The sequence below is a fragment of the Tenacibaculum sp. XPcli2-G genome, assembly GCF_024124505.1.
GTDB lineage: Bacteria > Bacteroidota > Bacteroidia > Flavobacteriales > Flavobacteriaceae > Polaribacter > Polaribacter mesophilus.
The window spans coordinates 78,453-92,915 of the sequence record NZ_JAMXSH010000006.1 but is presented as its reverse complement, the minus strand read 5'-3'; the positions used below and the strand labels follow the sequence as shown (position 1 = coordinate 92,915).

15 protein-coding genes are annotated in these 14,463 nt (G+C 33.6%); 8 read left to right on the top strand and 7 right to left on the bottom strand.

Annotation, left to right across the window (positions count from 1 at the left end; translation table 11 throughout):
* Positions 1 to 106: 106 nt before the first annotated feature.
* The 7 genes from NH341_RS13995 to NH341_RS13965 form a co-directional block, all read right to left on the bottom strand.
* Complete coding sequence (locus tag NH341_RS13995; RefSeq protein WP_173360822.1) at positions 107 to 352, bottom strand: hypothetical protein; 246 nt, start codon at positions 350 to 352, stop codon at positions 107 to 109.
* Positions 353 to 763: 411 nt separating this feature from the next.
* On the bottom strand, positions 764 to 1,498 hold the full coding sequence (locus NH341_RS13990) for a nitroreductase family protein (RefSeq protein WP_253057269.1): 735 nt from the start codon (positions 1,496 to 1,498) through the stop codon (positions 764 to 766).
* Positions 1,499 to 1,548: 50 nt separating this feature from the next.
* A complete protein-coding gene (locus NH341_RS13985; RefSeq protein WP_047790355.1) occupies positions 1,549 to 2,922 on the bottom strand; it encodes an aldehyde dehydrogenase in 1,374 nt (457 codons plus the stop codon).
* A 3-nt stretch (positions 2,923 to 2,925) separates the two neighbouring features.
* Entirely contained in the window at positions 2,926 to 3,957 is a 1,032-nt protein-coding gene (locus NH341_RS13980) for an alkane 1-monooxygenase (protein WP_159615084.1), read from the bottom strand.
* 29 nt (positions 3,958 to 3,986) lie between these two features.
* Positions 3,987 to 4,673, bottom strand: coding sequence for an RluA family pseudouridine synthase (locus NH341_RS13975; RefSeq protein ID WP_073184252.1), 687 nt, complete (start codon positions 4,671 to 4,673; stop codon positions 3,987 to 3,989).
* 31 nt (positions 4,674 to 4,704) lie between these two features.
* On the bottom strand, positions 4,705 to 5,316 hold the full coding sequence (gene yihA, locus NH341_RS13970) for a ribosome biogenesis GTP-binding protein YihA/YsxC (RefSeq protein ID WP_073184254.1): 612 nt from the start codon (positions 5,314 to 5,316) through the stop codon (positions 4,705 to 4,707).
* Positions 5,317 to 5,340: 24 nt separating this feature from the next.
* The gene (locus tag NH341_RS13965) at positions 5,341 to 6,105 is read right to left on the bottom strand and encodes an alpha/beta fold hydrolase (protein WP_073184256.1); all 765 of its coding nucleotides are present in this window, start codon (positions 6,103 to 6,105) and stop codon (positions 5,341 to 5,343) included.
* A gap of 203 nt (positions 6,106 to 6,308) precedes the next feature.
* On the opposite strand from NH341_RS13965, the gene mraZ reads away from it, so the two are divergent.
* From mraZ to murD, 8 genes are read left to right on the top strand one after another with little or no spacing between them, the layout of a single operon-like run.
* A complete protein-coding gene (gene mraZ, locus NH341_RS13960; RefSeq protein WP_159494756.1) occupies positions 6,309 to 6,776 on the top strand; it encodes a division/cell wall cluster transcriptional repressor MraZ in 468 nt (155 codons plus the stop codon).
* Complete coding sequence (gene rsmH / locus NH341_RS13955; protein ID WP_253057267.1) at positions 6,763 to 7,659, top strand: 16S rRNA (cytosine(1402)-N(4))-methyltransferase RsmH; 897 nt, start codon at positions 6,763 to 6,765, stop codon at positions 7,657 to 7,659. Before mraZ ends, rsmH begins: the two co-directional genes overlap by 14 nt.
* On the top strand, positions 7,659 to 7,988 hold the full coding sequence (locus NH341_RS13950) for an FtsL-like putative cell division protein (RefSeq protein ID WP_047790362.1): 330 nt from the start codon (positions 7,659 to 7,661) through the stop codon (positions 7,986 to 7,988). The genes rsmH and NH341_RS13950 overlap by 1 nt, the downstream gene beginning before the upstream one ends.
* Positions 7,989 to 7,994: 6 nt before the next feature.
* Positions 7,995 to 10,007: a penicillin-binding protein gene (locus NH341_RS13945; RefSeq protein WP_231128355.1), complete on the top strand. Its 2,013-nt coding sequence runs from the start codon at positions 7,995 to 7,997 to the stop codon at positions 10,005 to 10,007.
* Complete coding sequence (locus NH341_RS13940; protein ID WP_253057265.1) at positions 10,008 to 11,474, top strand: UDP-N-acetylmuramoyl-L-alanyl-D-glutamate--2,6-diaminopimelate ligase; 1,467 nt, start codon at positions 10,008 to 10,010, stop codon at positions 11,472 to 11,474. It begins immediately after the preceding gene.
* 3 nt (positions 11,475 to 11,477) lie between these two features.
* Positions 11,478 to 12,707 (top strand): phospho-N-acetylmuramoyl-pentapeptide-transferase, encoded by a 1,230-nt coding sequence (mraY, locus tag NH341_RS13935; protein ID WP_167712388.1) that lies wholly within the window; start codon positions 11,478 to 11,480, stop codon positions 12,705 to 12,707.
* A gap of 38 nt (positions 12,708 to 12,745) precedes the next feature.
* Positions 12,746 to 13,123 carry a four helix bundle protein gene (locus NH341_RS13930; protein ID WP_253057264.1) on the top strand — a complete coding sequence of 126 codons (378 nt, stop codon included), beginning with the start codon at positions 12,746 to 12,748 and terminating at the stop codon, positions 13,121 to 13,123.
* A gap of 2 nt (positions 13,124 to 13,125) precedes the next feature.
* The gene (gene murD / locus NH341_RS13925; protein WP_073184270.1) at positions 13,126 to 14,460 is read left to right on the top strand and encodes a UDP-N-acetylmuramoyl-L-alanine--D-glutamate ligase; all 1,335 of its coding nucleotides are present in this window, start codon (positions 13,126 to 13,128) and stop codon (positions 14,458 to 14,460) included.
* The last annotated feature ends 3 nt before the right edge of the window (positions 14,461 to 14,463 follow it).

The following is a 14,463-nucleotide window of genomic DNA, read 5'->3' as shown; positions in this document are numbered from 1 at the left end:
GTGAAGAAAAAAGAAGATATGTGTAGATTATAAATAAGAAAATATTATTAAAAAAAAGGAAAAGAGGCTTAAGCCTCTTTTCCTTTTTTATAATATAAGAATCTTGTTAAGCAACACATGTTCCATTAGAGCATGTTCCTGATCTTAAAACATATCCGTAACCATCACTGGCAGGTACAGCCATATTGGCGCATTGACTATTAAAAGAACAGCCGCAAGAAGGGTCATATTGAGTTTCATTTAGATTGTCACAATATTCATCATAGTGGCGTGGGTAAGTTAATCCTCCTTTTATTTGTTTTTGATCAGTTTTGTTTAACACTTTACCTAAGGTTAAAATTGATTTTTTCATTTTCAAAATAATTTAAATTTTTATACATTCCTTGAACATTTAAAGACACTCAAGGTCTATGTCTGTTTTTTATTTCAATAGATATGAAAAAATAAACGAACTAACTTTTAATTAGAATAAATTATCTTGGGAACAAAGAAATATCATAGTTAGTTATAGTCAATTTTTACAGCTTTTTAATTTTTTTTGAATTTAATAGGAAACTAATATAATAAAAATTACTTTCTGTAACAGGTAAGATTTAAAACTTTGTTTTTGAAAAGTTATTAAGCTAAAAACGTATAGCTTTTTAATTTTTTCGTAATAAATCGTTAAGCTAATTTCTTCTTGAAGGTGGTTGATTTAATAGAAGAGGATATTAAAATTTGTTATAACACTCATAAAATAATGAGAAATTGGTTTATTTCTGGGTTAAACCTCTTTATAAACCTCCTCAAAAGGAATTCTAAAACGTTCTCCATATACACCTTCTGGTTTACGAATACCACAAGAAACAATCATATTAATTTCTGCACCAAAAGGTAGTTCTAGCAAACGCTTTACACGCCAAGTATCAGAGCCTTCCATAGGGCAGGTGTCGTAACCTTCAGCGGCCATTGAGAGCATGAATGTTTGTGCTGCTAATCCGCAAGTTTTGTGAGCTACAATGCGCATATCACTATTGCGAACTTCACGGTAAATAGGTCGGAAAAGTCCAACAACAAGAATCATTAAGTATTTAAGATAACCAACAATTCCGAAGATGTCAAAGTAGGTAAACGGAATTAATTTTCCGTAGTAGTTACGCGCTACTTTTTCTCTACTTCGTTGTTCAGATTTCGGATTGTTTTTACCAAAAACTTCATCCATAAAGGCTAAGTTAGCTTTGGCTCTTTTACACCACAAATCTTTACGAGTCACAAAAACCACTAGTTGCTGAGCAGTTTTAGCTGCATTTTGATTAAAGCATAATGGAGCCATTTTTTTTATAATTTCTTTATCAGTGATATGATAAAACTCCCACAGTTGCATGTTGCTACTGGTAGGAGCTAAAATAGCTTGCTCTAAACATTTTTTTACAACAGCAGTGTCTATCGGTTTTTTAGGGTCATATACTCTTACTGAACGACGATAGTTAACTGCTTCTGATACTGTTTTTTCAGTCATTTATTATGGTGTCTTGATTCTTGTGTCTGATTGTCTTTTATCTAACAAAACTATCCCAGTTTCATTAAGGTTTTTAATTGTTGTAGTTTTCCTTTGTATGGAGCATATCGAGTAGGAACATCTAACCAAGTTCCGCGAGAAACCACTCCTTTATGATGAGAAAACGTATCAAAAGTTTTCTTTCCATGATAAGCACCTATACCACTTTCACCTACACCACCAAAAGGCAGTCTGTGATTGGCAAAATGAACAGTGGTATCATTTATGGTTCCGCCTCCAAATGAATAACGTTGAATCATCTTTTTAGCAAATGAATTTCTATTGGTAAACACATATAAAGCCAGAGGTTTGTCGTATTTAGTAGTGATTTTTTCAATGTCAGCTTCATTTTCGTAAGAGATTAGCGGGAAAATAGGTCCGAAAATCTCACCTTTCATGACTTCACTATCTAAATTAGGTTCGTCAATTAATGTAGGAGCAATGTAGCAATCGTCTCTATCAGTTTGTCCGCCAATCACACACTTTTCATTTTCTAGCATCAAAGCTAAACGATCAAAATTACGAGTGTTAACAATACGTGGAAAATCTGGAGAGTTTTGAGGGGTTTTTCCGTAAGTTCTAAAAATTTCATCTTTAAATTGTTGTATAAATTGCTCTTTTACTGATTTGTGTATCAATAAATAATCAGGAGCAATACAAGTTTGCCCACCGTTAATGAATTTTCCCCAAACCAAACGTTTTGCAGTCAATTTAATATTGGCAGTTTCGTCAACAATACATGGACTTTTTCCTCCAAGTTCTAGGGTAACAGGAGTTAAATTATTAGCAGCTGCTTTGGCGACAATTTTACCAACAGGAACACTGCCTGTAAAGAAAATATAATCCCAACGTTGTGCTAGCAATTCTGTAGAAACATCGATACCACCTTCAACCACAGCTACATGGTTTTTATCAAATACAGCTTCAATAATTTCTTTGGTAATTTTACTTGTATGCGGTGTCAGTTCCGAAGGTTTCAATACTACAGTGTTACCTGCTGCAATAGCACCTAATAATGGTGCGAATGCTAGTTGATACGGGTAATTCCAAGGAGCAATGATAAGTACAGTTCCGTAAGGTTCTTTATAAATTTTTGCAGAGGACGGAAAATTTAGTAACGACGGTAATACACGTTGAGGTTTACTCCAAGAGTGTATATTTTTTATGGCCATTTTTAATTCAGCCGAAACAATAGAAGTTTCGGTCATTACTGCTTCGTATTCTGGTTTTTTAAAGTCATCATGTAGTGCTTTTATGATGTCTTTTTCTCTTGCAACAAGTTCTTTTTGTAATCTTTTTAAGGTACTTTTTCTAAAAGAAATATCTTTGGTTTGTTGAGTAGCAAAATAGTTTTTTTGCGACTGAACTAATTCGGGAATATTCATAAGCTATAAGTCTTGTATTTTTTTATTCATTATTGAAAACCATAATGGAGGAACCAAGGCTACCAGCATCATACCCGGGTATCCTGTTGGCATTTGTGGGCTTTCTGGTAATGATTTTAAGAGCTGATAATGTTTGCTTCCGTTATAGTGATGGTCGGAGTGACGGGATAAATTAAACAACATTAACATACCAATTCTGTGATCAGAATTCCATGAATGCGTTCTTTTTACACGCTCATAACGACCTTTTTCATTCTGTTTACGTAGTAGCCCATAATGTTCTATATAGTTTACAGTTTCAAGTAATAAAATTCCAAAAACAGCAGCGGTGATAAAAGCTAGTAATGTTTTTAATCCGAATAAAAAGAAAATACCAGCTAATAAAAGAATGTTACAGAGTGTGTAAATGAGCATTCTATTTTGTAAGTGAAACCAGCTTCTTTCTGAATTTTTTAAACGTGTATTTTCCACTTCCCAAGCTTGATAATAGCTTTGAAAATGAGAACGAATCCAAAACAGGTAAACAATTTCATTTCTTCTTGCAGTCGCGGCGTCTTTTGGAGTGGCTACATTAAAATGATGTCCTGCATTATGGTAGGGTAGAAAGTGGGTGTCTAATGAAGTTAGTAGTAAAATTTCTCCTAAAAGCTCATCAAAACGGTTGTTTCTATGTCCTAATTCATGCCCAACATTAATACCAATAACGCCACATAGCAAGCCCATAGCTGAGATTTTTCCTATATATTCTAAGATAGTTAATTGTGTGTCTTTCATTATCCATAAAAACCACACTAGGAAAACTAATTGAATAGGTACCATTGCGTATAGAATATAGGTGTAGAGTCTATTTTCTTTTTCTTGCGCTTCTTGTTCTTTATTGAAATTATTTTTATCAGGTTTAAAAAGTAATTCGAGAAGAGGAACTAAGCCGAAGAAAACAAGTAAAGGTAAAAGTGTTAACCATCCCATATTTGTAAACGAAATGTAAACAGTGATAGGGAGTGTTAAAATCGTTAAAAATTTAAGAGCTTTCATCTTGGGTGAAATTTGTCTAAATATACAAATTACAAACAAGCATCCCAAACGGGGTCAGAAGGAGTTGGAGCGGTAACCTTAATAGGTTCTTTGCTAACAGGGTGTGTAAATTGAATTTTTCGAGCATGTAAATGAATACTTCCGTCTTTGTTGCTTCTTTTAGCACCGTATTTTAAATCTCCTTTTATAGTAGAGCCAATGTTAGAAAGCTGTACGCGAATTTGATGGTGACGTCCAGTTTCCAAGTCGACCTCTAATAATGAATAATTATCTAGTTTTTTAAGCGTTTTGTAGTGAAGTATAGCTTTTTTACTTCCGTTAACCTCTTTAGTGTAAGCGGTCGATTTGTTATTTTTTGGATTCTTTTTTAAGTAATTTGTTAAGGTATCGGTTGCTTTTTTAGGTTGCTGTTGAACCACTGCCCAGTATGTTTTTTTAATGGTTTTGTCACGTAACATTTTATTTAGTCGTTCTAAGGCTTTTGAAGTACGTGCGTAGATAACGATACCTGTAGTAGGGCGATCTAGCCTGTGAACGGTTCCTAAAAATACGTTTCCAGGTTTGTTGTATTTATCTTTAATATATTCTTTAACAACATCTAAAAGTGGTTTGTCGCCTGTTTTGTCACCTTGCACTATATCACCAGCCCGCTTATTAATCACTATAATGTGATTGTCTTCATGTAAAACTTGTAAGTTTTCTTTTGTAGAGTGCATTATTAATACTTCCCTTAAGGTATGGTGAAAATTATTTAAAATTCTCCGCTACATCTTCGTTAACTTGATCAATAAAGTTTAAAAACTCATCTCGCCCCATTCCTGTAGAAGATGAGGTAACAAAAGAAATTGGTAATTCCTCCCAGTAATTTAATAATTTCTTTTTGTAAGTGGTAATTTGTTTGTTGAGTTTAGAGCTCCCTAGTTTATCAGCTTTGGTAAAAACAATACAAAACGGAATGCGGTTTTCACCTAAAAACTGCATGAATTCCAAATCTATTTTTTGTGGATCGTGGCGAGAATCGATTAAAACAAAAGTACAAACCAGCTGTTCACGTTCTTTAAAATAGTTTTCAATAAAAAATTGAAAAATTTGACGCTTTTTTTTAGAAACCTGTGCATAACCATATCCAGGAAGATCTACTAAAAACCATTCGTTATTAATTTTAAAATGGTTAATAAGTTGTGTCTTCCCTGGTTTACCAGAGGTTTTTGCCAAATCTTTACGCTCCATCAACATATTGATTAATGAAGATTTTCCGACATTTGATCGACCTATAAAAGCGTACTCAGGTATTCTGTCTTTAGGAGCCTTGGTAACATTGCTGTTACTCATTACAAATTCAGCAGATTTTATTTTCATACTATAATTAAGCTAGTTTAGCTGTTATATTTCGCGTTTAGAAAGCCACCCTTCTAAAATTTTATTAAATTCTTCTGGTGTTTCCATCATAGCTGCATGTCCGCATTTGTCAATCCAGAATAAATCGGCATCAGGTAAAAGTTTTTTGAAGTCTTCAGCAACTTCAGGTGGAGTAACACTGTCTTGTTTTCCCCAAATTAAACAGGTAGGTTGTTTCATGTTGGGTAAATCTTTAGCCATGTTATGACGAATGGCACTTTTAGCAATGGCTAGTGTTCTAATCAATGTATTTCTATCATTTATAACATCGTACACTTGATCAACAAGTTCGTCTGTAGCAATAGCTTTATCGTAAAAAACATCTTGTGCTTTTTTTCTAACAAACTCCTTGTCACCTCTTTTAGGATAGCTATCTCCCATTGAGTTTTCGTATAATCCAGAACTACCTGTTAAAACTAATGCTTTAACATCTTCAGAATAATGTTTTGTATAGTATAAAGCTATATGTCCGCCTAGAGAATTTCCTAGTAGAGTAACATTTTTAAGCCCTTTATACTCTATGAAATCATGTAAAAACTTGGCTAAATTTTTTACATTAGTTTTAAGGAGGGGTAATGTGTATAAGGGTAACTCTGGTATAAAAACTTGATATCCTTTTTTTGAAAGATGATTAAAAGTGGAACCAAAATTACTAAGAGCTCCCATTAACCCGTGAAGAATGATAATTGGGCTTCCTTCTCCTGCTTCAGCATATGTAAATTTGTCTTCTTTCTTTAAAAATTCAGTCATATATGTTTTTGATTTGACTTAACCACAAATGTAGTTCTTTTTTATCACTTTTTCATTTTTATTATTTACTGTGTAGGCGAGTCTTTTAAGTGGTTTATTTTGAGTTTTTTATCTCCAGAAGTAAAACTTATCAACAAAGTGGTAAAAAGTGGTAAAAAGTGGTAAATATTTTTTATTTTTGATGCAAACTATAGATTCTTTACGTGGTAAGTTTAATTGGAACATATGAGTGCAAGGTAGATGCTAAAGGGAGGTTGATGATGTCGTCAGCGTTCAAGAAGCAATTGTCTTCTGTGTTGCAAGAAGGGTTTGTGATTAAACGTTCTGTTTTTCAGTCTTGTCTGGAGTTGTATCCAATGCAAGAATGGAATCTGGTAATGGCAAAAATCAATAAACTAAATCGATTTGTAAAGAAAAATAATGATTTTATCAGAAGGTTTACTGCCGGTGTGAAAATGGTGGATGTAGATGCTTCAGGGAGAGTCTTGATTCCGAAAGATTTATGTCAGTTTGCGGGTATTGAAAAGCAAGTGGTGCTCTCTTCTGCAGTGAATATTATTGAAATTTGGGATAAGGATAAGTACGAAAAAGTAATTGATGATGCTGTTGTTGATTTTGCTGAGTTAGCAGAAGAAGTAATGGGTAATACGGAAGCAGATGAGTTATCATAATCCAGTTTTATTGAAAGAAAGTGTTGATGCACTTAGTATAAAGGAAGATGGAGTTTATGTGGATGTTACCTTTGGAGGAGGGGGGCATTCTAGAGAAATATTAAGTCGATTAGGTGAAAAAGGAAAATTGTTTGCTTTTGATCAAGATCCTGATGCGCAACAAAATAAAATTGACGATCCGCGTTTTGTTTTGATTGGAGAGAATTTTCGATTCATATCGAGGTTTTTGCGCTTTTATGGTGTTAGGAAAGTAGATGGGGTGCTGGCTGATTTAGGAGTGTCTTCACATCAGTTTGATGAAGCAGAAAGAGGTTTTTCTACTCGTTTTGATGCAGATTTGGACATGCGAATGGATCAGAAATCTGAATTATCAGGAAAAAAAATAATCAATACCTACAGTGAGGAAGATTTGGCGGATGTGTTGTTTTTGTATGGAGAATTGCGGAATGCGCGAACCTTGGCGAAAACTATTGTTGAGGCAAGAGTTGATAGAGAAATTAAAACGAGCTTTGAGTTAAAAGAAGTGTTGCAAAAATTTCTTCCGAAAGCAAAAGAACATAAAATACTAGCGCAAATTTTTCAAGCAATACGAATAGAAGTGAATCAGGAGTTGGAGGTGTTGAAAGAATTTTTGCAGCAAATCCCAGACTTGTTAAATGAAGAAGGTAGATTGAGTGTGATTTCATATCATTCTTTGGAAGATAGGTTGGTGAAACGATTTATAAGGACCGGATTGTTTAGTGGTGAACCAGAAAAAGATTTTTATGGTAATACCAGTGAACCACTTAAAAAAGTTGGTAAAATGATTGTGCCAACAAAAGAGGAGATAAAAGAAAATAATAGAGCACGTAGTGCGAAACTAAGAATAGCAACATTAAAGTAATGTCAATAGTAAGAAAGGGTATATACGATCTTTTAAGAGGTAGTTTTCTTACGGATGAAAGCTCGTTTAAGAATTGGCGAATTTTGATTTTTACAGTTGTTTTACTATTAGTGATGATCTATAGTTCACATAGTGCCGATGCAAAAGTGGTGCAAATAGCAGTGCTTAATAAGAAGAAAAGAGAGTTGCGGGCTGAAGATGTGGACACGAGTACTCAATTAATGCGAATGAAGTTAGAGAGTAGTATTCGAGATAAAGTAAAAAACAAAGGGTTGTATCCTGCAAAAAAACCGCCCCAAAAAATAAAAGTAACATATAATAAAGAGTAATATAAAATGGTAGTAAAAAAAGGCATATTAAACAAACTCTACGTGATTGTTGTTTTAATGACGCTTTTCTTTGTAGTTATCATTTTTAGGCTTTTTAAACTTCAATATGTAGAAGGAGATAAGTATAGGAATCTTTCTGAAGAAGAAACAGTTAAAAACGATACTATTTTTGCAAATAGGGGAAATGTGTATGCGGCAGATGGAAATTTGTTAGCAACCTCTATGTCAAAATTTACCATTCGAATGGATGTGGTGGCGGTAGATTCTGAGATTTTTGAAAAAAATATCCGAGCACTTTCTGAGTCGCTTTCTGGATTGTTAGGGAAATCAGCTAGTTACTATCAAAAGAAGTTGCGTAATGCAAAAAAACGTAGAAACCGATATTTGTTAATAGCCCGTAATGTAGGATATAATGATTATGTGAAAATGAAAAGCTTTCCCATTTTTAATAGAGGGGTGTATCGAGGAGGCTTTATCGCGGAACAAAAAACAGTGAGAGTTCACCCAATAGGAAAAATAGCTGAACGTACAATTGGTTACGATGATTACAGAGGTGGGGCAGGAATTGAAGGTGCTTTTGCGGATTATATGCAAGGTGAAAACGGTTGGCGTTTAAAACAAAAGATAGCTAAAGGGCAATGGAAGCCTATTAATGATGTAAATGAGAAGGAGCCTGTAGATGGAAGTGATGTAATTACTACAATAGATGTAAATGTTCAAGATATAACGCATCATGCTCTGTTAAGACAGATGGAGTATTTTGAAGCAGATCATGGTTGTGCTGTAGTGATGGAAGTTGAAACAGGAGAGATTAAAGCGATTTCTAATTTAGGGAGGACTTCTAAAGGTAGGTATTACGAAAAAAGAAACTATGCTGTTTGGGAGAGTCACGAGCCTGGGTCAACTTTTAAGTTAGCTAGCTTAATGGTGGCTTTAGAAGATAAAGTTGTAGATACTTCAACTGTGGTAGATTGTGAAAAAGGAAGAATTTATATTAATAATCGTAAAGTAGAAGATAGTAAAAGAGGAGGGTACGGAAAAATATCATTAGGAAGGGTATTTGAGGTTTCTTCAAATGTTGGAATTGTGAAAACAATACAAAAGTACTACGATAAAAATCCTAAAAAATTCACGGATAGAATTAAGTCTTTTGGGTTGGATCAATTAACAGGTGTTAAAATCAAAGGAGAAGGAAAGCCTTATATACCAGAACCAACAGAGAAAAGTTGGAGCCCTATTTCATTAGAGTGGATGGCTTGGGGTTATGGGGTTTCTCTTACACCGTTACAAACACTAGCGTTTTACAATGCAGTCGCAAATGACGGAAAGTTGGTAAAGCCATATTTTGTAAAAGAGCTAAGAGTAGGAGGTAAAGTTGAAGAAAGCTTTGGAACAGAAGTAGTAAAAGAAAAAATAGCATCACAAGAAACCTTAGACAAGGTACGAAAAGTGATGGAAAATACTATAAAATACGGAACAGGTAAAGGAATTTATTCACCAAACTTTTCTATGGCAGGAAAAACAGGAACGGCAAAAAAATACATTCCTAGAACTAAAAATGCTAAGGGGGAATATGAAGGAGGATATTATTCAAATCAAAAGTATGTGGCTTCTTTTGCAGGTTTCTTTCCCGCAGATGAACCAAAATACTCTTGCATTGTAGTAGTTCATAGTCCTAAAAAAGAAAAAGGATATTACGGGGCTACGGTTGCTGCTCCTATATTTAAAGAAATAGCTCAAAAAATTTATACGTCAACAGCAATTAATAATCAGCTTGTTTCTGATGATATTTCAGAAGAGGTTCTTGAAAGGGAGTATCAAGAATACTATCAAAAACTAAGGAAGTATAAAACAATTATGCCTAAAGTTTTAGGTATGAGTGGAATGGATGCAATTGCATTATTAGAGAATATGGGGTTAAAAGTTAAATTTTCAGGAGTAGGAAAAGTAACAGAACAGTCCGTAGATAGGGGGCAAAAAGTCTCAAAAGGTGCAACGATATATTTAAAATTATCATAGTTGAAGAAATTAAAAGACATATTATATAAGGTAGCGGTAAAAGAAGTTTACGGGAACACTGATATTGATATAAGCAATATTCAGTTTGATAGTAGACAAGTGCAGGAAGAAGATGTTTTTGTAGCTCAAAAAGGAGTGACAGTAGATGGGCATCAGTTTATAGCGAAAGCAGTATCGTTAGGTGCTAAGACTGTTATCTGTGAGTCTTTACCAGAAAATAAAAATGAAGAGGTTACTTATATTAAAGTAGAAGATTCTAATGCGGCATTAGCAATAATAGCAACAAATTATTATAACAACCCGTCAAAAAGCTTGCAGTTAGTAGGAGTAACAGGAACAAATGGTAAAACTACAATTGCAAGCTTATTGTACCAACTGTTTAAAAAAGCAGGATATAAAGTAGGGTTGTTATCAACTGTGCGAGTAATGGTTGATGAAGAAGAATATAAAGCAACACATACAACACCAAACTCACTAGCGATAAATAATTATTTATCAAAAATGGTAGAAGCTGGAGTTGATTATTGTTTTATGGAGGTAAGTTCTCATGGAATACATCAAAAACGTACTGAAGGCTTAGAGTTTGCAGGAGGAGTGTTTACAAACTTATCGCATGATCATTTAGACTACCATGAAACATTTGCAGAGTATCGGGATGTTAAAAAATCGTTTTTTGATTCGTTACCAAAAACAGCATTTGCCTTGGTGAATATTGATGATAAGAACGGGCAAATAATGTTACAAAACACAAAGGCAAATAAACAAACTTATGCGCTTAAAACAATCGGAGATTTTAAAGCAAAAGTGTTAGAAAAACGTCTTTCAGGAACCTTGTTAACAATCAATGGAGTAGAAGTTTGGACGAAGTTAATAGGGGAATTTAATGCGTACAACTTGTTAGCTATTTATGGAGTAGCAGAGTTGTTGGGACTAGAGAAAATAGAAATTTTACGTATTGTAAGTGAGTTAGAAAGTGTGAGTGGAAGATTTCAATACACAGTTTCAGATGATGGAGTTACGGCCATAGTAGACTATGCACATACACCTGATGCACTAAAAAATGTATTACAAACTATTAACGACATCCGAACAGGAAATGAAACTGTGATTACAGTTGTAGGTTGTGGTGGAGATAGAGATACAACAAAGCGTCCTAAAATGGCATTAATTGCTTCTCAGTTGAGCGACCAAGCTATTTTTACTTCAGATAATCCTAGAACAGAAGATCCGCAGTCAATAATTGATGAAATGGAAACTGGAGTTGCGGCAGAAAATTATAAAAAAACACTATCAATTGTAGACCGAAGACAGGCTATAAAAACAGCTTGTAAACTAGCAACTTCAGGAGATATTGTACTTATTGCAGGAAAAGGACATGAAACTTACCAAGAAATAAATGGTGTTAGGCATCATTTTGATGATTTAGAAGAAGTAACCAACTATTTTAATCAACTAAAAAAACACTAACGAATGCTGTATTATTTATTTCAATATTTAGAAAGTGAATTTAGCTTAACAGGAGCAAGTGTGTTTCAATTCATCACATTTCGATCTGCAATGGCATTCATATTATCTCTGTTGATTTCAACCATTTTTGGTAAAAAAATCATTAACTACTTAAGAAGGCAGCAAGTAGGTGAAACAGTAAGAGATTTAGGTTTAGATGGTCAAGTACAAAAAGCAGGAACACCAACTATGGGAGGTGTAATTATAATCCTTGCAACATTAATTCCTGTGTTATTTTTAGCAAAGCTAGAAAATATATATATCGTTATTTTATTGATTACGACTGTTTGGATGGGGCTTATTGGTTTTGCCGATGATTACATCAAAGTATTTAAAAAAGATAAGGCTGGTTTAAAAGGAAAGTTCAAAGTTTTAGGACAAGTAGGATTAGGTATAATCGTAGGTTCTATGCTGTATTTTCACCAAGATGTAACCATCAAAGAACAACTGCCAACTTCAGAACAAGTTGTGCAAGTAGATGATGGTAAAAAGAAGGTGTTTGGTGAGGCTCATAAATCGACAAAAACAACAGTTCCTTTTTTAAAGAATAACGAGTTAGATTATGCAAAAGCATTAAGTTTCTTAGGAGATGGATATGAAAAATTTGGATGGATAATCTTCATTTTTGTTACCGTTTTTATCGTTACAGGAGTTTCAAACGGTGCGAATTTAACAGATGGTATTGATGGATTAGCGGCAGGTTCATCAGCAATTATGGTAATAACGCTGGCAATTTTTGCATGGGTATCTGGTAACATCATTTTTGCAGACTATTTAGATGTAATGTACATTCCGAAGTCTGGAGAAATGACTGTTTTCATTTTAGCGTTTGCAGGAGCTTTAATCGGTTTTCTATGGTATAATACTTATCCAGCGCAAGTGTTTATGGGCGATACTGGAAGTTTAACTATTGGAGGTATCATAGCTGTAATAGCTATTGCCATAAGGAAAGAGTTGTTACTGCCAGTTTTGGCTGGAATATTTGTAGTCGAGAATTTATCGGTAATACTACAAGTTTCATGGTTTAAGTACACAAAGAAGAAGTTTGGAGAAGGAAGACGAATTTTTAAAATGTCTCCTCTACACCATCATTATCAAAAACTAAATTATCATGAAAGTAAAATTGTAGTACGATTTTGGATTGTAGGAATTTTATTAGCGGTATTTACCATAGTAACATTGAAGTTAAGATAAAGGAGACTTTGGAGTTGTGATTTAAGATATAAGACTGAATGAAAGAACAGATTAAAAATAGAACTAAACAATTTGCTATTGATTGTTGGAGGTTATGTAAAGAGTATCCTAAAACAAGAGAATTTGATGCATATTGTAGACAATTGATAAGATGTTCTAGTTCGGTTGGAGCTAATTATAGAGCTGCTTGTAGGGCAAAATCTTCAGCTGACTTTATTCATAAATTAAAAATTGTTGAAGAAGAAGTAGATGAAAGTATGTTTTTTTTAGAGGTTTTTATGTCAATCCATGAAAATAATCAAGAAGAATTGAAAAGGTTGCATAATGAGGCAAACGAGTTGATTTCAATTATTGTAGCTTCTATAAAAACAGTTAAAAGTAAATCATCAAACAATAAATCTAAAATCATTAATTAAAAATGAAAAGATTAGTTGTGCTTGGTGGAGGAGAAAGTGGTGTAGGAACAGCGCTTTTAGGGAAGCAAAAAGGATATGAGGTTTTTGTTTCAGATAAAGGAGGTATAGCAAAGCGGTATAAAAAAGTTCTTTTACATAACTCAATCGATTTTGAAGAAAATCAGCATACAGAAGATAAAATTTTAAATGCTGATGTGGTAATGAAAAGCCCTGGAATTCCAGAGAAAGTTACACTTGTGCAAAAGTTGGTTTCAAAAGGAGTTAAAGTGATTTCAGAAATAGAATTCGCTGCTCAGTTTACAGAAGCAACTATTGTGGGGATTACAGGCTCAAACGGAAAAACAACCACAACCATGCTGGTACATTATGTGTTAAAAAAAGCAGGTTTAAATGTGGGAGTTGGAGGGAATATAGGTGATAGTTTCGCTGAACAAGTGGTTGAAGATAAGTATGACGAATATGTATTGGAATTAAGCAGTTTTCAGTTAGATGGAATTGAAAATTTTAAACCACATATTGCAATAATCACCAATATAACACCAGATCATTTAGATCGATATGAATATGAATTTGATAACTATATAAACTCAAAATTCAGAATTACAAAAAATCAAACGAAAGATGATTTTTTAATATATGATGCCGATGACGAAGCAATTCAAAATTGGTTAAAAAATAACAAAACAGAAGCAACGCTAGTGCCATTTTCAATGGAAAAAGAATTAGAGTACGGGGCTTTTTTAAGACAAGACACGATAATAATGAAATTTAATACAGAAGAAAAATTAATGAAGGTTTCTGAGCTAACATTACAAGGAAAGCATAACACTAAAAATGCAATGGCTACATCAATGGCAGCAAGGTTATTGAAAGTAAGAAAAGAAACAATTGCAGAAAGTTTGTCTGATTTTGAAGGAGTAGAACATCGTTTAGAAAAAGTGCAAAAAGTAAATGGAATTGAATTCATTAACGATAGTAAAGCTACAAATGTAAATGCGGTCTTTTATGCGTTGGAGTGTATGGACAATCCAACAGTTTGGATTGTAGGAGGGGTTGATAAAGGAAATGATTATACAGATTTACTACCTTTAGTAAGAGAAAAAGTAAAAGCAATAGTTTGTTTAGGGTTAGATAACCAAAAAATCATAGACACTTTTGCGAATGTAGTAGATGTTATGGTAGAAACTGCTGGAGCAGAAGAAGCAGTAAAAGTAGCTTATAAAATAGCGCAAAAAGGAGATACAGTATTGTTGTCACCAGCATGTGCAAGTTTTGATTTATTTGATAGCTATGAAGATAGAGGAAGAAAATTTAAAGAAGCTGTAAGAAATATATAAAGT

Excerpts from the sequence above, each read along its gene's own strand:
- NH341_RS13995 (WP_173360822.1), bottom strand. The coding sequence starts at position 352 with ATGAAAAAATCAATTTTAACCTTAGGTAAAGTGTTAAACAAAACTGAT.
- NH341_RS13990 (WP_253057269.1), bottom strand. The coding sequence starts at position 1,498 with ATGACTGAAAAAACAGTATCAGAAGCAGTTAACTATCGTCGTTCAGTA.
- NH341_RS13985 (WP_047790355.1), bottom strand. The coding sequence starts at position 2,922 with ATGAATATTCCCGAATTAGTTCAGTCGCAAAAAAACTATTTTGCTACT.
- NH341_RS13980 (WP_159615084.1), bottom strand. The coding sequence starts at position 3,957 with ATGAAAGCTCTTAAATTTTTAACGATTTTAACACTCCCTATCACTGTT.
- NH341_RS13975 (WP_073184252.1), bottom strand. The coding sequence starts at position 4,673 with ATGCACTCTACAAAAGAAAACTTACAAGTTTTACATGAAGACAATCAC.
- yihA (WP_073184254.1), bottom strand. The coding sequence starts at position 5,316 with ATGAAAATAAAATCTGCTGAATTTGTAATGAGTAACAGCAATGTTACC.
- NH341_RS13965 (WP_073184256.1), bottom strand. The coding sequence starts at position 6,105 with ATGACTGAATTTTTAAAGAAAGAAGACAAATTTACATATGCTGAAGCA.
- rsmH (WP_253057267.1), top strand. The coding sequence starts at position 6,763 with ATGAGTTATCATAATCCAGTTTTATTGAAAGAAAGTGTTGATGCACTT.
- NH341_RS13950 (WP_047790362.1), top strand. The coding sequence starts at position 7,659 with ATGTCAATAGTAAGAAAGGGTATATACGATCTTTTAAGAGGTAGTTTT.
- NH341_RS13945 (WP_231128355.1), top strand. The coding sequence starts at position 7,995 with ATGGTAGTAAAAAAAGGCATATTAAACAAACTCTACGTGATTGTTGTT.
- mraY (WP_167712388.1), top strand. The coding sequence starts at position 11,478 with ATGCTGTATTATTTATTTCAATATTTAGAAAGTGAATTTAGCTTAACA.
- NH341_RS13930 (WP_253057264.1), top strand. The coding sequence starts at position 12,746 with ATGAAAGAACAGATTAAAAATAGAACTAAACAATTTGCTATTGATTGT.
- murD (WP_073184270.1), top strand. The coding sequence starts at position 13,126 with ATGAAAAGATTAGTTGTGCTTGGTGGAGGAGAAAGTGGTGTAGGAACA.